Genomic DNA, 21,205 nt, shown 5'->3' on the forward strand with positions numbered 1-21,205 from the left:
CGTAAAAACCTCCTGTGCCATTATTCAGTCCAGACTTCCTGAACTCCGGAAATATCTTTTATGTTGTCTATGTATTCCTTTGTGTTTGGAACAGTCAGCTGAGTGTTCGCTTTTACGACATAAGTTTTTCCGTCTATTTCTATATGAAAATATACTAACAAAGTTCCCGTTCCGCCAAACAAAATGTCCCTAAGCGGCGCGATTTCTTTTACGGAAGAAAAGCCTTGTTCAAGCTGAATGTGAACACTTGAAATTGCCTTTTGCTGCAAAGTTGCAATGTCTTCAATTGATTCTACAAGAAAACTTGGAACTTCTCTTGAGCCGTCAACTTTGCCTTTGAACGCGTAAACTTTTTCGGCTTCAATTTGGCTTGAATATTTTTCCCAAACAGCAGGAAAGAATGTTACATCAATAAATCCTTTGTAGTCGGCAAGTTTTGCAAATGCCATCTGCTTGCCTTTTTTTGTCATTATGATTTTTAAATCCTGAAGCATTCCGATTGCAACATAAGTTTTGCCGGAATTTCTTGACTGCCAAGATGACCTTCCGCTTGATTCCAGCGATGCTTTTTCTGCCTTGTCGATTTTTGCCCAGCGTCCGATATTTTCGCTGTTGCAGGTTGCGCAAGTTTCTATTGCGGTTTTGTAATCGTCCAGCGGATGCCCCGAAACAAAGCAGCCTATTAGTTCCTTTTCCATGTTAAGACGCTCCATTTTTGGAAGGTCTTCACATTCTTCAAACTTAAAGTCTTCAAATTCTTTTATTCCGGCGTCTTCAAAAAGGCTTGCCTGACCGTATTCCTTGGAAGCGTTCTTTTTGTCTTCGTATTCAATTACGCGCTCAAGGTTCATGGTAAGAGTTGCGCGGTTTTGTCCCAAGTTGTCAAATGCACCGGTTTTTATAAGGACTTCTATCGCTTTTTTGTTTACGTCTTTGTTGCTCAATCGTTCAATAAAATCCACAAAAGATTTGTAAGGTCCGTTTTGCTCGCGTTCTTCAACAATAGCTCTTGCGGCTCCTTCGCCCATTCCTTTTATTCCTTTAAGACCGAAAACAATATGACCGTCAATAACATCAAAAATTGAGTCGGAGCGGTTTACGTCCGGCGGATCAACTTGAATTCCCATTTTGCGGGCTTCTTCAATGTATTCAGGAAGCGTATCTGTGGAAGTGATTTCGTTGGTAAGGTTTGCCGCCATGAATTCAGCTTTCTTGTGGGTTTTAAGCCAGCCGGTTCTGTATGCAAGAACTGTGTAGGCCGCCGCATGGGACTTGTTAAATCCGTAGCCAGCGAACGGCACCATTATGTCAAAAATTTCATCAGCGTGCTCTTTTGTGTAGCCTTGCTTTATTGCGCCTTCTTCAAATTCAACTTTTTTGCCCATGAGGACTTCAAGCTTCTTTTTTCCCATGGCACGCCTAAGCATATCCGCGCCGCCAAGAGAAAAGCCCGCAATCTTCTGCGCAACCTGCATAACCTGTTCCTGATAAACCATAACGCCGTAAGTTTCCTTTAGGATTCCTTCAAGGCACGGATCTGGGTAGTGAACGGTTTCTGGCTTCCATTTGCCTTCAATGTACTGCGGAATATAATCAAGCGGACCAGGACGGTAAAGCGCGTTCAAGGCGACAAGTTCTTCCACGCATCTTGGCTGGCACTGGCGCAATATTTTCTGCATTCCCGGAGATTCAAACTGGAAAATTGCAACAGAGTCTCCGCGGCAGAACAAGTCGAATGTCTCGGAGTCGGTTTCACTTACGTTTTCTGTCTTGAATTCCGGCTCGTCTGGCTTTTTATGCTTGTTGATTATGTTTTCGGCATAGCGGATTAGAGAAAGTGTTTTAAGCCCAAGGTAGTCGAACTTTACAAGTCCGCACGGCTCAATTATGTCCATTGTATACTGAACCGCAACTTCGCCTGTCTTTGGATCTTTGAAAACCGGCGCCCAGTCTGGAAGGGCAGTAAGTCCGATTACCATTCCAGAAGCGTGAAGACCAGTGTTTCTGATTAAGCCTTCAAGTTTTTTGCAAAGAGCAATCCAGCGGTCAAAAGTTTTTTTATCCAGCCCGATTGTCGTTTCTGGATTTTCGCTGATTGGAATAAGCTGTCCGCCGTCTGGAAATTTGTCTGTAGGCGGCTCAAGCGCGTTTTTCAGTTTTGCCTTTGGATTGTCTGGAATGCAGGCTTTTACTTTTGTAACAATTGAAAGCGGAATGTTCAGGATTCGTCCGACATCGGCAAGACAGTTCTTGGGCTTTAAAGTTCCGAACGTTACAATGTGGCCAACCTGCGGCTCTCCGTAAGTTTCTCTTGTATGCTGAATGATGTTCTGCCTAAAATCGAAGTCCATGTCTATATCAAAATCCGGCATGGAAACGCGCTCTGGATTTAAGAAACGCTCGAAAATCAGCTTGAACCTGAACGGATCAATGTCTGTTATAGTCATGCAGTACGCAACTAGAGAGCCTGCGCCTGAACCGCGCCCCGGACCAATTGGAATGCCGTGTTCTTTTGCCCAGTTTATGAATTCCCAAACAATCAGGAAGTAGCCCGAAAATCCCATCTTAAAGATAATTCCAAGCTCGTATTCGCACCGCCGCCTTATTGCCTGCGTGATTTCCGGGTAGCGCACTCTAAGGCCTTTTTCTACAAGACAGCGCACGTAGTCGTCCTGATTTTCCGTGTAGTCTTCGTGCTTTTGAAATTCGATTGGAAGTGAAAACCGCGGAAGGCAGCCTTTTAATTCCGGCGTTGTGTACTGATGAATTGTAAGGTTGCACATATTGGCGATTTTTATTGTGTTCGCCATAGCTTCCGGGTAGTTCGGAAAAAGAATTGACATTTCCTGTTCTGTCTTTAAGTACCATTCTTTTCTTCCGCCGCCCATTGTCTGATGAGGCTCGTCCAAAAGCTTCTTGAATCCAATGCACCTTAAAGCGTCTTGAGCTTCCGCATCGTCCTTGTTGCAGTAATGGACATCGTTTGTAAGAACAAGCGGAATGTCCAAGTCTTTGGAAAGTTTTATGAGCTTGACTGCGACTTCTTTTTGCTCGTCAAGTCCGTGGTCTTGAATTTCAATGTAGTAGCGGTCCGGCCCGAAAAGTTCCTTGTATTCTTTTGCGACCCGGTATGCGTCTTCGTCCCTTCCATTTAAAAGCAGCTGCGGAAGTTCTCCTTGAATGCACGCGCTTAGGCAGATAAGTCCTTCATGGTACTTTTTTAGAAGCTCAAAGTCTATTCTTGGTTTTCCGTAGTAAAGTCCTTCCGTGTATGCGATTGAAGAAAGCCATGACATATTTTTGTAGCCGGTTTGGTTTTCGCACAAAAGAATAAGATGAAAGTAGTGGCTGTTTTTTCCATTGCGCCCGAACGGAACATCGTTGTGCTCTGTGTGGTTTCCCCAGGCAACATAAAATTCTTCGCCTACAATCGGGTTGATTCCGTTTACGTGGCAGAGCTTTTCAAAGTTGAGCGAGCCGAACATATTTCCGTGGTCAGTAAGAGCCAGTGCCGGCATATTAAGCTCTTTTGCCCTTGCAACAAGCGTGTCAATTTTGCTTGCGCCGTCCAAAATTGAATAGTCTGAATGGACGTGAAGATGAACAAAATTGCTAACCGGAGTTCCTTCCGGGGCGTCAGGAAATTTATGATAGTCAGCCAAGCCAAGCTCCTTGCAGTTTTTTTAGATGACCTTATTCTAATAGAAAAAGCCTCTTTTTGCTAGGCAGATTCCCTTGTCTAGCCTTTTGTCATTATCCAGCTTGACTGGATAATCCCCTGCAATCTTTCTTTTCATTGTGCATTTCGTTTTTAGGTGATAAAATAGCGCATTATGAAAGCAACAATAAAACAATTAAAACTTTTTGCCGTGTTTGCGGCTATGTCGCTTATGTTTGCAGAAAACGGATATTCACAAAACACTGGTTCTGATTTTGTGAGAATTTCGGCTGTTACCCTTGAAAGGGCTTTCTATATGTGCGACCACGAGGTAACGCAAAAGGAATATCAGGACATAATGGGAACAAACCCAAGCAAATTCAAAAACAACCCGGACAAAGGCGAGGTTCAGGAAAACCGCCCTGTAGAGCGTGTAAGCTGGTTTGACGCGATTGAATACTGCAACAAGCGTTCCATAAAAGAAGGACTCACACCATGCTACAGAGCCAATGACAGTACAGACACGAGCAAGTGGGGAATAGAGCCTACAGCGGACACAAGCAAATGGGGCATAAAGCCCACAATGACAATCAGAAAAGAAGGTTACATTTTTAACCAATCGACGTGGTTTGAAGTTGAATGCGACTGGAACGCGAACGGCTATCGCCTGCCAACGAATCTGGAATGGGAATATGCCGCAAGCGCAGGAAATTCTTTAGGCAAAGATGTTTACAGCGGAACGGACGATGAGTCAAAACTTGATGATTACGCCTGGTACATTCGCAACAGCCGCAACAAGACGCACGAAGTAAAAAAGAAGAAGCCTAATGCTTTTGGACTTTATGACATGAGCGGCAACGTAGAGGAATGGTGCTGGGAAAACGAGGGTGATTATGTCAGCGGTTTGCACGGCGGTTACTGGGGCGTTAAAAATGGAAGATACTGGCATGTTGGGAATGGGAAGGATGGTATTATAACTTGGAAGAGCACGAATCCTAGCTGGACAGTTCCTGAACAGTTTTATGTTCTCGACAAAGACTATTGCTTGCCATATAAATACGCAACCGCCTGCTTTGGATTCCGTGTAGTGCGCACAGACACAACAAGCACAGTTCCCCAAGAGCATAAAAAGCAGGTAGCAAATCAAAAAGAAGCAGAGAGTAAAACTCAAGAGGAATATCAAGAAAGAAGAGTACAATCCAGAAGATCTATGGAAGAAGCAACATTGGATATGGCAAAAAAATTTCTTTTAGATGGCATTCCTCCGAAAAAAGTTGCAAAGATAATGGGGCTTGAACTTTCTCAAGTTAAAGAACTTCAAAAATCTATTAAAAAATAGCTGATTTACTCTGTTCTAAGGAGATTTACATGAAAAAGACTTTGAAAATTGCAACGCTTTCAACTTTGATTATGGGCTTTTTTGCAAGCGTTGCTTCAGCAAAAGATATTTCTACATATATAAATGAAGCAGTTAAAGAAGTTACAGAAAATCAAATCTACAGCGAAAAGCAGGCTGATTCCTTATGGTGGAAGACGAACGAGCGTGAAATGGTTTTGACTCCTATCGAGGAATACGATGACCTTGGCGATAGCTTCTATGAATCAAAACTGTGGAAAGATGACTCCCTTTATATCACAAGGTTGCTTGTTGATTATCCTTCAGCTACTGCCAGCTATTTGCATCAGATATATAATGGGAGATATGACTGCCTTAGAAATGTCAGAGAGGTTTGGCTTAGTCCCCAAGTTGACGCCTGGGCTTTCATAGATGAGTTGCAGGATGAGTTTGTTGAAGAGGAATATCGGGCAGGAACTAAAGGCGACTTTATAAAATACAAAGATAGATTATGGTTTGACAGCGGCATGATGAACGGCTCTTGCACTATTTATGTGCCTGAAAGCGAATTGCCAAAAGGTCTTTTAAGCTACAGTTCAAAGCCTTTGTCGCCTGTATATTTTGTGAAAGTTTATTCTGGAGATGTGTACGAGGCGTTCAAAAAAGGGGACTCTGCCGCAAGAGAATGGTGTCCGGGGCACGTCTATACTGGAAAAGCATATACTGCAAGCCGCATGAAGCAGCACATGACTTGCCAACAGCCAAACGAGTGGTATTATTCTTGCAAATGGTGCGGAAAGTGCGAGTACAATCCAAAGCACACTTTCTCGGACGGTGTGCCTAAGTCTCCTGTCCACGACTTTGCAAGGTTTGACATTTCCGACAAGAACTTTGCAGGCACAAACAAGCAGGGAGAAAAAGTCTACTATATTTCATGCAGATGGTGCGGCATTAACAAGCGCGATTCTGACTTGTCTGATTTTACATACGAGTATTTCCGTTATAACACAGGCCACAAGGATTCCCCGGAAGTTAGAGCGGCATACAATATGTACATGGAGCAGAAGAAGGACAGCTGGAAAAAAGGCGGCACAAACTACGAAATGGCTTTGGATGTTTCAACAAAAGTCAATTTAAATCCGTGGTCTTTTGCAGTTTCAAAAAGCAAGGACGTAAAAGCAAAGATAAGCGAAAATGCTCAAGACGGAGTTTACTGGGCGGCACGAAACGGATTGGTGGACGAATCTGTTCTAGGCGATGACTTTACAAAGCCTCTTACACGATTGCAGGCCAGCGCAATTGCGGTAACTCTTGCGGAAAAACTTTCGGGCAAGTCAGTTTCATCTGCAAAATCAAAGACATATTCCGACACAAAAAATAAATACGCTCTAAAAGCGGCTGGGGCTGGAATTTACGGCGGAGCTTCGGACGGGAAATTTAATCTGGATGGCATAGTTGACCGCCAGCAGCTTGCAACTTTCTTTTATCAGGCTTTGATGTACGCAAAAAAGAATAAAAATGTCCGCTACACGCCTTATGAGTCAAAGCTCGCTCGGTATTCAGACAATGCAGAGATTGCAGACTGGGCAAAAGAAGCGGCGGCTTTTATGGACGCTCTTGGTCTTGTTGAAGGCTCAAGCAACACAAAATTTTCACCAGAAGAAACATTGACTATTGAGCAGGCTTTGGCAATAGCAAACAACAGCCTTGACGCGCCGAATATCGGCTGGTATCAGAGCGGTCCGTCAAATACTGACAAGCTCGGATTCTCTAATTCTACAAATGACTTTCAGGCACAAAACTGTGGTGTCCCAACTTTGCTTGAATACCGAAATTATGAACGCTTTTGGCGGCCTGTTGCTATGCCAGAAGTTCCGGCCGCAGCTTCAATATTGGAAAGATTTGCAATACTCGACCCATACACAAACGATCGGCTTTATGTGAAGAAAATCAACTTTTTTGCAGTAAAGGCGGATTAGTTTGCAAGCATAATGAGAGTATGTGTATCATTCTAATGATGTGGTGTGCGCCATTAGAATGACGCAGAGTGTATCAGCATAATGAATTTGTGTGATAAAATGGAATGTACAGAAATCCTGCATGGATTCCCTTGTCAAGCAAGGGAATGACAAATAACAGTCTATCATTGCCATGCCAGACTAGCTTTTTGTCATTGCCGGAGTTGCCCTTTGTCATTGCCTTGCTTGCCTTTTGTCATTATCTAGCTTGACTAGATAATCCCCTGCAATCTTTCTTTTCATTGTGCATTTCTTTTTAAAGTGGTAGAATGGCGCATTATGAAAAAGAATTTGTGCGCGCTTTTGAAGTCGCTTGGCTCGGAAGATACTGATTATAAGATTGTGGCGGAAGACGGAATTTCTTCCCCAAAGAATACAGATATTTGCATAGAAGGTCTTGCTTTTGACAGCCGGGATGTAAAAGAAAACTATTTGTTTTTTGCTTTGCCCGGAACTCATACAACTGGCAACAAGTTTATAGCACAGGCTGTTTCTTGCGGGGCTGGCGCAGTTGTTTTTCAGGATGAAATCACGCAGGAAGAGCAGTCGCAAATCAAGGCGGCTTTGGCATCCTCTTCAAAAAATGTTGTGTTTGTAAAAGTTCCTTCTGCCCGGTTTGCAATGTCGCCTGTAAGCTCGTGCTTTTATGACAATCCTTCTTCAAAACTTGTTGTCTACGGAGTTACAGGAACGGAAGGTAAGTCTTCCACAGTTTCGTTTATATGGCAGTTCTTGCGCCTGAACGGAATCATGGCGGGCTTTATTTCCACAGTTCAGTATTCGCTTGGAGGAGACGCCATAGATAATCCGCAGCACCAGACAACCCCGGAATCTCCTATTGTTCAGCGCGAGCTTTACGAGATGGTTTGCAACGGATGCACTCACGCTGTTGTAGAATCTTCCAGCCACGGCTTGAGTAAAAAACTAAACAGGCTTGGCGATGTTCTTTTTGACTGTGCTGTTTTTATGAATGTTACGCTTGAGCATCTGGAATTCCACGGGACTTACGAGCAGTACAAAAGCGATAAAGCAAATTTGTTCCGCGCATTGGATTTGCATAATCACGAAAAAACAATTGCCGGTGTTGCAACAAAAGTTCCTGCGTTTGGCGTTGTGAACTTGGAAGATCCTGCGGCATCTTATTTTGCTTCCTGCACCAAGCACAAAACTATAGGATTCACTACGGAAGGAAAGGCAGGCAAGCAGGCTGCTTTGGGGCTTTCATCTCCTCCGCTTCCAGAAATTCCAAAAGACATGCCGTACTTTTCGTGTAGAAATATAGCTTCGGCAAGATTCGGGCTTGCGTTTAGCATTCACCGTTTTGAAACCCACGATTCACTCAACAACGAAAATTCTGTTGTCCATGTAAAGGCTTCTGTTCCGGGAGCATTCAATGCGTACAATATAACCGCCGCGATTTTGGCTGTGCACGGAACAACCGGCATTTCAATAGAAAAACTTGCTTTGTGCGCGCAAAAACTTACAAGCGTAAAAGGCCGCATGACTGTAATTGATGAAGGTCAGCCTTTTGAAGTGATTGTGGACTATGCCCATACGCCTTCGAGTTTTGAGACAATTTTTCCGCCTGTAAAAAACCGCTCCATGGGCAAGATGATTTGCGTGTTCGGCTCTGGCGGTGAACGCGACACAACAAAGCGTCCTCTTCAAGGTGAAATTGCCGCCCGCTTCTGCGACACTGTTATTCTTACAGATGAAGATCCGCGCAAGGAAGACAGAATGGCGATTATTGAACAGATTGCTTTGGGCGCAAGAAAAGAAGGCAAAAAAGACAACTTGGATTTGTTCCTTGTTCCAGACCGTCCGCAGGCAATCAGAAAAGCGTTCAGCATGGCAAAGGAAAACGACATTGTGCTTCTTCTTGGAAAAAGCCATGAAAATTCTATAATTTACGCCGACAATGCTATAAAGTACGATGAAATTTCAGAAGCAAAGAAAGCTTTAAAAGAAATGAGGTTTGCAAAATGAATGTAGTTTTAATATACGGTGGAAAATCCGGCGAGCATGAAATTTCACTTTTGTCATGCGCATCTGTAATCAGAAATATCAGCGCAAAGCACAACGTTTCTCTCATTTCAATTTCCAAAGGCGGAAAATGGTATCTTGAGGACAATTCAGTTTTTGAGGAAGTAAGAAACAACCCGGAAGCCGCTCTTTGTGTGCATGAAGATGAAAGCCGCGAAGTAAAAGTTTCGTTCGGGCGCGGAAAAGACAATGTGTTTTTTGCCTGCGGAAATTATATTCCGTGCGATGTTGTGTTTCCTGTTCTGCATGGAACTTACGGCGAGGACGGAACTGTTCAGGGCGTGTTTGAAATGGCTGGCGTTCCTTTTGTTGGCTGCGGTGTTTTGGCTTCAAGCGTGGCAATGGACAAGGAAACTACAAAAATTCTTTTAAAGAACGCAGGAATTCCTGTTGTTCCGTATATGTGCCTTTCAAGAAGCCAGATAAATTCAAGTTCTCTTTACGACAAGCTGATTGAAGAGGCGGTTGAAAAACTTGAATTTCCGCTTTTTGTAAAGCCGTGCGCCGCAGGTTCAAGTGACGGAGCAAGCCTTGCCCGGAATAAAAAAGAGCTTTCGTTTGCGCTCATGGAAGCATTCAGCTGGGATAACAAAGTTCTTATTGAAAAGGCGATTGACGCGCGTGAAGTTGAATGCTCTGTAACAGGAAACTCTGTAACGGCGACTTCGGAAACTGACTGCACGCTTTTAAAGGCTTACGGTCCTGGTGAAATCGTTCCAAAGCATGATTTTTATGACTACGATGCAAAATACAATGATCCGGATGGTGCAGAACTAAAAATTCCCGCTCTTCTTTCAGATGACAAGCTTGAGTTTATAAGGGAAACTGCAAAAAAAGCGTATTCTGCAATAAACGCATCTGGCTTGAGCCGCGTGGATTTTTTTGTAGACCGCAAGACTGGCGAAATTTACCTGAACGAAATAAATACAATTCCTGGCTTTACAAAAATCAGTATGTTCCCAAAGATGTGCGCTGCGGACGGCTTGGAATATTCTGAACTTATTGATTATCTTCTTGAAGAAGGAATTGAAAGTTTCAAGGCAAAACAGAGCCTTTGCACTTCAAGATAAAAAAGTAAAATTGGGAGGAGAAAAATGCCGCATATTTATCCGCATGGATGTTATTTTAATTCGCTTGATGAAATAAAGGGCAAAAAAATTACCATAATGGGGCTTGGTCTTAACGGCGGCGGGGAAGCTTGCGTCCGCTTTTTTTTAAGGCATGGAGCTTTTGTTACCGTTACCGACATGAAGACTGCTGAACAGCTTGCGCCCACACTTGAATCTCTTGCAAAAGACAGGTTTCTTGACAAGTCCAGGCTTCGCTTTGTATTAGGCGGACATAATATTGAAGATTTTTCCAATGCAGACTGCGTTATAAAAAATCCCGGCGTAAAAATTGAAGGCAATAAATTTCTTGCAGCTGCAAAATCAATTGAAACGGACATCAGCATTTTTTTGCGCTTTACAAAAGCTCCTATAATTGCAGTTACAGGAAGCAAGGGAAAATCCAGCACAGTTAGCGCGCTTTCCTACGGACTGAATCAGGCTGGCTTTAAGTGCTTCTTAGGCGGAAACATTACTGTAAGCCCGCTTTCGTTTCTTGAAAAAACAGACGGAACTACTCCTGTTGTGCTTGAACTTTCTAGCTGGCAGCTTGCGGATTTGCGCGGAAGAAAACTTTTAAAGCCAAAAATTTCTATAATCACAAAGATTGTTCCAGACCACCAGAACTGGTACGGCGACATGGACAGCTACGTGGAAGACAAAAAACTGATTTTTGTTGACCAAGATAAAAACGATTTTACAATCCTTGACTTTGATGAAGACAACTACCTTAAAGAAACTGCTTGTCCAAAAAGAGGCTGCCGTTGCTGGGGCGATTTATTTGCAAGCGAGACAAAAGCCAAAGTTCTTAGATACAGCAAGGCTCTTTTGCCAAAAGGTGTTTTTGGAGCTTACTTGGAAAAAAGCGGTTCTTCCTATAAAGGCGTTGCTCGTGTTCCTTCAGAATTTGTAAAGCCTAGCTTAAAGGAAAAGATTGTTCTTGAAGAAGTTGTAATGGAAAGTCTGCAAGTTCCGGGCGAGCACATGAGAGCAAACGTTTTGAATGCCAGTCTTGCAATGTATCTTATGGGAGTTGCTCCGGCTCAAATTTGCACCGTGATGGGACAGTGGAAAGGAATTCCTCACCGCCTTGAAAAGTTCTACGACTGGAAAAGCCCTTCCGACGGACGCAAGGTTATCTTTTACAATGACAGCTGCTCAACAGTTCCAGAAGCGTGCGCGGCGGCAAGCCAGTCATTTGATCAGCGTGTTGTTCTTATTGCTGGCGGAACAGATAAAGGTCTGGACTTTCTTCCGCTTGCAAGATGCCTTGATCCTGAAAACAACACAAAGTTTCCGCCTTACGAAATCTATTTGCTTTCCGGCAGTGGAACAGACAAACTTGTTTCCATGCTTGATGAGCGCGGTGTAAAATATGAAGGCCCGTTCGATTCTTTGCAGATTCTTCTTGATGTTCTTAAAACCTGCCTTATGTCTGAAAACGCAAGCCGAAACTATGGCGAAGTTTTTTCGGACACCTGGCTGCCAGTAGTCTTTTCTCCGGGCGCAACTTCATTTGGAATGTTCTTAAACGAATTTGACCGCGGCGACAAGTTTAAATCCCTTGTAAAGTCAATATTTCAGGAATAAAACTATTAAAAACTGGAGGAATACTTTCTAAGAGGCTAAGTAATATTTCCTAAGAGCCGTAGAGATACTTTCTAAGACCCTTAGGAATACTCACTCAGGGGCTTAGGAATATTCACTTAGGGCTTTAGGAATACTCACTTCAGGTCTTAGGAAGTATTCCTTCAGAATTAGATAAAGCATGTCTGGTTAAGGAGAGGAGTACAATATTGACTAAAACAAAAGAGAATGATGTCATCGACCAGTTACTGGACAGAATTGATTTCCATGGGATGACAGCAGAAGAGTTGGCAGGAGAAAACGGTCTGCTTAAGAAACTAGCAAGCCGTTTTTTAGGATTTTGATAAATCCAAAATAAAAAATCCCGCGCTTAATGCGGGATTTACATTTATTCTGCTCGAAAATTATTTATGACAAATCTTTTCTTCACATTCCTTGTAGATTGCGCTTGTCTTAGCAACAACGTCTGCAGGAATTTCCTTGATGTTCGGGTCGCCTGCAAGGTTGTTTTCCTTCAGCCAGTCGCGGATAAACTGCTTGTCGTAAGAAGCTGGGCTTCCGCCAACCTTGTATTTGCTTAAATCCCAGAAGCGGCTTGAATCTGGAGTTAAAACTTCATCTCCAAGAACAAGCTCGCCGTTTTCGTCCAAGCCGAATTCAAATTTTGTATCAGCGATTATAATTCCGTTCTTGTATGCGTGCTCGTAGCATTTCTTGTAGATTGCAAGGGCAGCTTTTTCAATCTTTGTTCCAAGCTCTTCGCCTAAGTCTTTTTTCATGTAATCCAAAGTTACGTTTATGTCGTGTCCTTCCGCCGCTTTTGTGGAAGGAGTTACAATCGGCTCGTCAAGTTTTTCTGCCTGCTGGTATTCTTTTTCAAACTTGTGGCCAAGGAACGGCTCGCCTTTTTTGTAGGCTTCGTACATTGAACCGAACATATATCCGCGTACAATCACTTCGTAAGGAATCATCTTAAGTTTTTTTACAAGAATTGTTCTTCCTTCAAATTCAGGCTTCTGGAATTCAGCCGGCATATCTTTTAAATTTGAAGAAATCATGTGGTTTTTTACAATGTCTTTTGTGTAGTCAAACCAGAAATTCGCAAGAGCGTTCAAAACCTTGCCTTTGTCTGTAATCATAGTTGGAAGAATCACATCAAATGCGCTGATTCGGTCTGTTGTAACAATGACCATTCTTCCATCTTCCAAATCGTAAACTTCTCGGACTTTTCCGCTAGCATATTTTTTCATGTCGAACCTCTTGGCTTTATTCTATAGAATGCTTTTATTATAAATCTTTTGTTGATTTGAATTCAAGTTAGTTTGAGTTTTGCAAAAATCCTTTCTTTACGAGCGGAACTAGCATTCCTCCAAACGCGTTTCCTATTGTCATTATAATCAGGCAGAAAAAGTTGTGCGCTGTCCAAGTGCGGGAAACTGAAAAATAAAACATATCGGCGATGCTGTGTTCAAATCCGCTTAGAATGAACGCCATTACAGGAAGAAAAATTGCCAGAACTTTTCCAACTGGATTTTCAATTGTCTTGAATCCGTCCGCGGCAATGAACATGAGGATTCCGCAGAAAAAAGACAAAACAAGAAGGCTTAAAGGCGTGTCTGCTGATTTTACCGCGCACATTGCGGCTGCCTTTTGTGCCATTGAGCTTGTTCTTGTGCAAAGAATGAGGAAAGCGAAAACAAATGTTCCTGCAAAGTTTCCAAGCCAGATTAGCGCGACTTCTGCAATATACGAAGGCTTTTTTTCAACAATGTAGCCGACTTTTCCAGTGTAAAGATAAAATCCGAAGTTCAGGATTATAAAAAGTCCAGTTCCGAATAAAAATGCGCCTGAGATTTTGCTTTCGCACGAAAGAAATGCTGTTGCGCCGATTCCGATTGCGATTCCAGTCATAAATGAGCGCAAGATGATATTAAGCAGTTTTGATTTTATTGAATTTTCCATGCGCCGATTCTACTTTTTTTTGTGATTTTTGTCTTTAGCGGAATATAATAAAATTCTTTTCTTGCGTAAAATAAATTGTAAATTTTTTATTGTATGATATACTTAGATAGTTTCAAATGTTTTCGTCTGTAAGGATGATTTGTTTTTGCCAGAATTATTGAAATAGGTTTAAATTATGAAAAAAAGAACCGGTGTTGTAGTTCCGCTTTCGGCGTTGTATACAAAAGACTGCGCTGCCTGCGGAGATTTTCTTGCGTTGAAAAATCTTGCTGACTTCTGTGAAAAGGCGGGATTTTCTGTTGTTCAGCTTCTTCCTGTAAATGATACGGGAACTCAGTCTTCGCCTTATTCGGGGCTTTCTGCGTTTGCGCTTCATCCGCTTTTTATAAGAATTAATGCGCTGCCGGAATTTGAAGCGGCTCTAAAGGGAAGCAAGCAGTTTGCTTCGGCGTACAAGAATTTTGAAAAGAATTTTACATACAAGCGGCGGTTTGACTATGACGCTGTTGTAAATGAAAAAAATCAGCTCTTGCATCTTTTGTACAATTATATAGAAAAAACTTCTGCAAAATCAGAAAACGAATCTATGCAGAAACTTCCGGCGCAAATGGAAAAGTTTATCCGCGCAAACAACTGGATTATTCCTTATGCGGTTTTCAAAAATATAAAAGACGAAAATATGCAGGCTTCCTGGAAAAGCTGGGATGAGCAGGTGCGCAATATAAGCCGCGAAAAAATCATGCTCAAATGGAACAATAAGGCAAAAAAATCCAGCCACAATTTTTTTGTCTGGTGCCAGATGCGGGCAAGCGAGCAGTTTAAAGAAAGCGCGGAATATCTTCGCTCAAAAGGAATAATTTTAAAAGGCGACATTCCGATTTTGATGAACGAAGACAGCGTTGACTGCTGGACTTACCCTGAATTCTTTAGACAGGACTTGCGCGCTGGTTCTCCGCCAGATGGAGAAAATCCGCTTGGACAAAACTGGGGATTTCCAACTTATGACTGGGAGCGTCTTGAAGCAGACGGATTTGCTTGGTGGAAAGACAGAATAAAAGTTTCTTCTCAATATTATGACGCATTCCGAATCGACCATGTTTTGGGCTTTTTTAGAATTTGGGCTGCAAAAGAATCTGAAACAACCGCTTATCTTGGACACACAGTTCCATATTCTGATTTTTCAAGAAAAGCCTTGAACGACTTGGGATTTTCTGACGACAGAATCAAATGGATTTCTGAGCCACATATTCCGACCGGGCTTATTGAAGAGATAACTTGGAACCATGACGAAGCTGTTGCGTTCCTTGAGCAAGTTTGCGACCGTGTGAACAACGAGGAGCTTTGGAACTTTAAAAAAGAAATTTCTGGCGACAAGGAAATTTATTCCAAGAAGTTCTGCGATGATGAGCGCAAGGATTCCGCAGTGAAAAATGCGCTTGCTGAAAAATGGCGCGACCGTTCATTGATTCAAATTAAAAAAGACAGATTCATAAAAGTCTTTACGTTTGAAAAATCTTCAGCCTGGAAAACTTTAAGCTGGGATGAGCAGGAAAAACTGAAAAATCTTTTTGCCCAGACAGAAGAAAAAGAAAACGAGCTTTGGAAGCAGCAGGCTCTTTCTACTTTGGGCGCGATTGTCCATGCTTCTGACATGATTCCTTGCGCGGAAGATTTGGGCGTTAATTTAAAAGTTATGCCTGAAGTTCTTCAAAAACTTGAAATTCTTTCGCTTAAAGTTGTGCGCTGGTGCCGTGAGTGGGAAAAAGACGGACAGCCTTACATTCCGTTTGACCAGTATCCATCTTTGAGCGTTGCAACAACTTCTGTGCATGACAGTTCAACTTTGCGCCAGTGGTGGAATTCCGAAAAAGACAGCGTAAGAGCGTTCTTGTCTGCCTGCAAAACTGAAAACTGTCCTGATGCGAATTCAGCTTTTACTCCTGACATTGCAGAATTTATCTTGAAGACTGTTGCAAAATGCGAAAGCTCACTTCTTATAAATCCGCTTCAGGATTATTTGTTCCTTGAGCATTGCTTTTATCTTGAAAATGAAAATGACGAGCGCATCAATGTTCCGGGCAGCGTAAACAGCTTTAACTGGACTTATAGAATTCCTGCTTTAATTGAAGAAATGTCTGAAAACAAATCTTTGATGAACAAGATAAAAACTGTGGTTCAGCTGCACGACAAATAAAATAAAACTTTTTTATTGGAGTTAAATATGAAGATTTCTTACAATGAATTTCACATCAGCCGGAAAGTAAGAGAGGAATGCAATTTTGAAGATTCGCTTTTTTCTTCTGCTGGAAATGTTGTTTTTGCAAACTTCAAGGCTGTGCATAAATTTCAGACAAAACTGAATGAGCTTTTTGACAAACGCGGTCAAAGTGAAAAAAAAGTTTCCGCAGGCTCTTTGAACGCAATGGGACTTATCGATGAAATTTTCCATTACGTTTGCATGATTTATAGAAGAGACAAAGCTCCTGATTGCTTTAAAAATCTTCTTGCTGATTTGGACAGAAATTTTTCACAAGTAAAAATTGACAAATTGCTTTTGCAGTTCATGGAAGAATTTCCGCCTGTGGAAGTGTTTAAAAATAAAATTTCCGCGGAAGAATTTTTAGCGCAGAACTGCATTGATGCCGGCACAAAAATGGAACGCTCAAACCGGGAGCAGGTTTTGGAAGAGCTTGTGATGCTTCATCTTGCAAATGAAAATCCGGCGTTTTATCCGTTTGCAATTTTGTTTGACGATTCAAATCTTGCCGCCAATGCTGACTACATTAAAACTTGGAATCAGATTAAGGCGTTCTTTTTAACTCAGCCTGTCTTTGGTCCTAAAAATAATTCGCTTATAAATATGCTTAAAGAGCCGGTTGTTGCTTCTCCGACTTCTTTAAAAGGCCAGTTGGATTATATCCGCACTTACTGGAGCGATGTTCTTGGCGAATGGATTCGTCGTCTTCTTGAGGGAATCGATACAATTTCCGAGGAAGAAAAAGCTGCGTGGCATCCTACAAACGGCGGTGAGGTTTCCATGGAAGCCTACACTTACGATGAAGAAAATCTGATGAAAGAATACGAGCGGTTCAGTCCTGACCGTGAATGGATGCCAAAAGTTGTTTTGATGGCAAAAACTGTTCTTGTATGGCTTTATCAGCTTTCTAAAAAATACAACCGCGATATTTCACGCCTTGACCAGATTCCAGATGAAGAGCTTGATGCTTTGCGCGATGAAGGATTTACAGGGCTTTGGCTGATTGGACTTTGGGAGCGCAGTTATGCTTCAAAAAGAATCAAGCAGATAAACGGAAATCCAGAGGCAGCCGCTTCTGCATATTCTTTGCTTGACTATGAAATTGCAGGAAATCTTGGCGGATGGCAGGCTTTGGAAAATCTTCGCTACAGATGCTGGATCCGCGGAATTCGTCTTGCAAGCGACATGGTTCCAAACCACACTGGAATGGACGGAACTTGGGTTACAGAGCATCCTGATTATTTTATAACAACAAAGGAATGTCCGTTTCCTGGCTACACTTTTAATGGAGAAAATTTGAGCCGCGATGGTCGTGTTTCAATTTACCTTGAAGACCATTATTATTCAAAAAGCGACTGCGCAGTTTGCTTTAAGCGCGTGGACAATGCGACAGGAGACGTTACTTATATTTACCACGGAAACGACGGAACTGGAATGCCTTGGAATGACACAGCCCAAATTGACTTTTTGAATCCAGTTGCGCGCGAAGCCGTTATGCAGCAAATTTTAAAAGTTGCCCGGAATTTCCCGATTATCAGATTTGATGCCGCGATGGTTCTTGCAAAAAAACATATCCGCCGCCTTTGGTATCCAGAGCCAGGACACGGAGGAGACATTGCAAGCCGTAGCCGTTATGCTTTGACTTCCGCGGAATTTGAAAAACGCATTCCAAATGAATTCTGGCGCGAAGTTGTTGACCGTTGCGCTCAGGAAATGCCGGACACGCTTTTGCTTGCTGAAGCGTTCTGGATGATGGAAGGATATTTTACACGAACTCTTGGAATGCACCGTGTTTACAATTCCGCCTTTATGAATATGCTCAAGAAGGAAGAAAATCAAAAGTACCGCGACACTGTAAAAAACACAATAAAATTTGATCCGCAGATTCTAAAGCGTTTTGTAAACTTTATGAACAACCCGGATGAAGAAACTGCTGTGGCTCAATTCGGAAAGGGCGACAAATATTTTGGTGTCTGCACGCTGATGATTACAATGCCTGGACTTCCAATGTTCGGACACGGTCAGCTTGAAGGCTTTGAAGAAAAGTACGGAATGGAATACACAAAGGCCTACAAAGATGAAAAAGTTGATCAGGATTTGATGAACCGCCATTGGCACGATATTTTCCCTCTCATGCACAAGCGTTATCTTTTTGCGCCTGTTGAAAACTTTTTGTTCTATGATGTTTGGGACAACGGAACTGTAAATGAAAATATTTTTGCTTACTCAAATGTCGTAGGCAACGAGCGCACAATTGTTTTCTATAACAATAAATATGAACGTGCCCAAGGCTGGATAAAGCAGTCGTGCGAGTACGCTGTAAAAACCGGCTCTGACGAAAATGACAAAGTGATGGTTTCAAAATCTTTGGCTGAAAGCATGGGATTCACTTATGGTTACAATCACTATGTAATTTTCCGTGAGCACAGAAGCGGACTTTGGTTTGTACGCAGAAGCGATGATTTGATTAACAACGGAATGTTTGTTGCTCTCAATGGATTTGAATATCAGGTTTATCTTGATGTGCAGCAGGTTGTTGACGGCGCGGATGGAAAATACTTTAAGCTTAATGAACTTTTGAACGGTTCTGGTGTTCCTGACCTTGAAATTGCATGGCAGGAATTCCGCTACAAGGATTTGTTTGCCGCTCTTAAAAATTTCGTCACAAAAGAATTTATTCAGGATATTCATGCTTTGTTCTCTAGCGATTCTTCAAAAGAATTCAAGCTTGAAAACAAAGAGCCAACATCGCTCAAAAAAGTTCTAAAATCTGCAAAAGAAGCCGCTCTTGCTTACTACGAAAAAGAAAGCGAGTTTGCGCTTGAAGAAGAAAAACTTGCATCTGAAAATTCCAAGAAGAAAGCAAAGTCAAAGAAAACTGAATCATCTCTTGACCTTGATCAGAAATTCAAGGCATTTGAAAAGTGCGTTGAATATTTATACGAAGCTTATTCTGCGCCGGAAGATGAAGATTCTCCAAACAACTTGGAGCTTGAAATTTCTTCTGGAATCAAGTCGAATGAATTTAGCGCGGAAATTCTGTGTGCCTTTGCAGCAGTTGCTTCAGCTGGCGGTGAAAACTGCAAGAAGTGGGGCTACAGCCGCAAACTTTCTGAAATAATCGAAAGCGCAGGTTTCTTCAATTCAGAAATGAGAAACAACTTTATCCGCATTTTTGAAAGCATGAAGATAAGCGACTTGAACTTTGGAACTTCTGGATTTGTAAAGTCAACATATACTGTGGCGAAATCACTTGTGGACTCTGAAAATTCATTTGTTCTTACAGGCGCAAATGAATTCAACGGAGTGCGCTGGTTCAACAAGGAAAAAATGGATGCCACACTTTGGTATGCGTTTGCTTCCAACTGCATGACAAGCAAAAGAATTCTCCGCGAGCAGATTTTCAGACTTTACAGAACTTTGTTTGCTTCAAAGGAACTTGCTGAATACAAGTGCGAGCAGTTTACAGAAGCCGTAAAGCCCGTGAAGATGCCAGCTCCAAAAACAGAGAAGGCAAAAGCAAAAAAATCTTCCGCGGAAAAAACTGATGCTAAAAAATCAGCTGTGAAAAAAACTAAGAAAGATTCAAAGAGTTCAAAATCGAAATAACTGAATCTATATCGTCCGGGGCAATTGGAGCTTTGTCAAGTTTGACTGGCTTGAATGCCTCGGTGATATTGTTCGGCATTGCAGGAGATTCTCCTAAGTTGTGCATAAGAAAATCTTTGCTAAGCGCAGGCGAGTCTCTTGCAACAAGAACAATTGCTCCGTCTTCTTCCGCGGCAACATCACTTCTTTTTAGAACTGCCGCATAAGTTGCCGCTGTGTCATGGTCTGCATAGACTTTGTATTGCATAAAAAGCTTTTTGCAGGCTGCTTCAACTTCTTTTTCCGAAACTGCCGCTGGGTAAACAAAGCTTCTAAGCATAAGCGAATTTGCCTTGAAAATCTGTTCAAGCCTTTCTATGTTTGAAGGCGAAGCTGGATCTGCAGGCGTGCGTTTTTCAAGAGGAATCATGCTGTTCATAACCATGCAGTTTCCGCCGGCATCAAGAGTAAGTTCCGGTGTTGAAGGAACGATGAATCCGTTTACAGGAAGTGCCATTCTCCAGCCGTAAAGACCTGAAACAAGATTTCCGTAGTTGCCAGCAGGAACGGCATAAAAAATGTCTCCGTTTATAATTCCCTTGAGCCTTGAAAATGCGAATGTGTAGAAAAATGACTGCGGTAAAAGCCGCCCGATGTTTGCTGTGTTTGCCACTGTCAGGCTGAGTTTTTTTACAAGCTGCTTGTCTGCAAAAATTTTCCTTACGATTTTGTGGCAGTCCTGTTCTGTTCCGTCTATTTCAATTGGATAAATATTTCCGCCGTTCCAAACAAAGCTTTTTTCATCAATTCCGCGCAATTTTCCTTTTGGCGCAAGAAGCACAGATTTTAGAAGTTTTTTTCCGTCGATAGCTTTTGCCATGCACGCTCCAAGTTCGCCCGTAGTCGCATCGAGCAGAATGGCTTTTTTTCCGTCCATCTGTAGAATCGTTTCCAATGCAGAAGTTAAATAAGAAACTCCGAAGTCTTTAAAAGTTCCAGTTGCGCCGTGATAAAGCTCAAGAATAAAAAGATTTTTGTCCAGCTGCCTAAAAACTGGATCTTTTGGAAATGCGTGAGTTGCAATTGCTTCGCATATTACAGGGCTGAATTCTTCATTTATCATTGCGGAAGTGAGCGCGCCTGAAAGAGAAGCGAATGTTGTTTTTTCGTTTGTATAATAAATCCAGCGGCGCAAATCGTCTGTGTCGTCTGGAACGTAAAGTCCGCCATCAGAAGGAATGCAGTCCAAAACTGCCTGTTTGAATCCTACGATATTCCGGGCATCACGTGTGCTAAAAAATTTCATTTATGTATCCCCAACCATTTTTATTATTCAAAATAATAACATTTTTAGGGGCTTCTTTCAATTGAAAGGCTTGATATGGAAAATTTTACTATTCCTGCTTTGGCTGTTCTTCTGGTTTTGGGGTAGGAGCGGCTGCGGTCTTTGGAGCGGATTTTTTCTTCTTTGGCTTAGGCGGACGTTTTCTGTACCTTACGACGTAGTTTCCGAGCGAGATAAAAAAAATTGTAAGAATTGCAGCTGTAATAACGCGTATATCTTTTAAAACTGAAATGCAAAGATTAACAAGAGCCGTAATGTCCATATTGAATTTATCGGCAGTTTTTAATATAAACTTACTTGAAACA

At 42.1% G+C, this 21,205-nt stretch carries 13 protein-coding genes; 8 read left to right on the plus strand and 5 right to left on the minus strand.

Features of this window, described 5'->3' with window-relative positions:
- Positions 1–20: 20 nt before the first annotated feature.
- On the minus strand, positions 21–3,662 hold the full coding sequence (gene dnaE, locus Q0N70_RS03265) for a DNA polymerase III subunit alpha (RefSeq protein WP_294013825.1): 3,642 nt from the start codon (positions 3,660–3,662) through the stop codon (positions 21–23).
- 171 nt (positions 3,663–3,833) lie between these two features.
- Here dnaE and Q0N70_RS03270 point away from each other — a divergent pair, with 171 nt between their 5' ends.
- The 6 genes from Q0N70_RS03270 to Q0N70_RS03295 all read left to right on the plus strand — a co-directional run bounded on the left by Q0N70_RS03270 (position 3,834) and on the right by Q0N70_RS03295 (position 12,092).
- Positions 3,834–4,997 carry a formylglycine-generating enzyme family protein gene (locus Q0N70_RS03270; protein WP_294013827.1) on the plus strand — a complete coding sequence of 388 codons (1,164 nt, stop codon included), beginning with the start codon at positions 3,834–3,836 and terminating at the stop codon, positions 4,995–4,997.
- A gap of 29 nt (positions 4,998–5,026) precedes the next feature.
- Positions 5,027–6,973, plus strand: a complete 1,947-nt coding sequence (locus Q0N70_RS03275; RefSeq protein ID WP_294013830.1) for an S-layer homology domain-containing protein — start codon at positions 5,027–5,029, stop codon at positions 6,971–6,973.
- A 318-nt stretch (positions 6,974–7,291) separates the two neighbouring features.
- Complete coding sequence (locus Q0N70_RS03280) at positions 7,292–8,998, plus strand: Mur ligase family protein (protein ID WP_294013832.1); 1,707 nt, start codon at positions 7,292–7,294, stop codon at positions 8,996–8,998.
- Positions 8,995–10,125, plus strand: a complete 1,131-nt coding sequence (locus Q0N70_RS03285; RefSeq protein WP_294013834.1) for a D-alanine--D-alanine ligase family protein — start codon at positions 8,995–8,997, stop codon at positions 10,123–10,125. Before Q0N70_RS03280 ends, Q0N70_RS03285 begins: the two co-directional genes overlap by 4 nt.
- A 24-nt stretch (positions 10,126–10,149) precedes the next feature.
- Positions 10,150–11,751, plus strand: a complete 1,602-nt coding sequence (murD, locus tag Q0N70_RS03290) for a UDP-N-acetylmuramoyl-L-alanine--D-glutamate ligase (protein WP_294013836.1) — start codon at positions 10,150–10,152, stop codon at positions 11,749–11,751.
- Positions 11,752–11,957: 206 nt separating this feature from the next.
- Positions 11,958–12,092 carry a hypothetical protein gene (locus Q0N70_RS03295; RefSeq protein WP_294013839.1) on the plus strand — a complete coding sequence of 45 codons (135 nt, stop codon included), beginning with the start codon at positions 11,958–11,960 and terminating at the stop codon, positions 12,090–12,092.
- A 60-nt stretch (positions 12,093–12,152) separates the two neighbouring features.
- On the opposite strand, the gene Q0N70_RS03300 is transcribed toward Q0N70_RS03295, so the two are convergent.
- Together Q0N70_RS03300 and Q0N70_RS03305 are read right to left on the minus strand one after the other, a co-directional pair.
- Complete coding sequence (locus Q0N70_RS03300) at positions 12,153–12,998, minus strand: phosphoribosylaminoimidazolesuccinocarboxamide synthase (protein WP_294013842.1); 846 nt, start codon at positions 12,996–12,998, stop codon at positions 12,153–12,155.
- A 67-nt stretch (positions 12,999–13,065) separates the two neighbouring features.
- Positions 13,066–13,710 (minus strand): formate/nitrite transporter family protein, encoded by a 645-nt coding sequence (locus tag Q0N70_RS03305; RefSeq protein WP_294013845.1) that lies wholly within the window; start codon positions 13,708–13,710, stop codon positions 13,066–13,068.
- A 175-nt stretch (positions 13,711–13,885) separates the two neighbouring features.
- Between Q0N70_RS03305 and Q0N70_RS03310 the strand changes: the two genes are divergently transcribed.
- On the plus strand, positions 13,886–15,904 hold the full coding sequence (locus Q0N70_RS03310) for a 4-alpha-glucanotransferase (RefSeq protein ID WP_294013848.1): 2,019 nt from the start codon (positions 13,886–13,888) through the stop codon (positions 15,902–15,904).
- 27 nt (positions 15,905–15,931) lie between these two features.
- Positions 15,932–19,576: an alpha-amylase family glycosyl hydrolase gene (locus Q0N70_RS03315; protein ID WP_294013850.1), complete on the plus strand. Its 3,645-nt coding sequence runs from the start codon at positions 15,932–15,934 to the stop codon at positions 19,574–19,576.
- On the opposite strand, the gene Q0N70_RS03320 is transcribed toward Q0N70_RS03315, so the two are convergent.
- Together Q0N70_RS03320 and Q0N70_RS03325 are read right to left on the minus strand one after the other, a co-directional pair.
- Positions 19,542–20,861, minus strand: a complete 1,320-nt coding sequence (locus Q0N70_RS03320; protein WP_294013852.1) for a threonine synthase — start codon at positions 20,859–20,861, stop codon at positions 19,542–19,544. The genes Q0N70_RS03315 and Q0N70_RS03320 overlap by 35 nt on opposite strands.
- 88 nt (positions 20,862–20,949) lie before the next feature.
- The gene (locus Q0N70_RS03325; RefSeq protein WP_294013854.1) at positions 20,950–21,162 is read right to left on the minus strand and encodes a hypothetical protein; all 213 of its coding nucleotides are present in this window, start codon (positions 21,160–21,162) and stop codon (positions 20,950–20,952) included.
- Positions 21,163–21,205: the final 43 nt, after the last annotated feature.

The sequence above is a fragment of the uncultured Treponema sp. genome (assembly GCF_945873775.1).
Classification (GTDB): domain Bacteria; phylum Spirochaetota; class Spirochaetia; order Treponematales; family Treponemataceae; genus Treponema_D.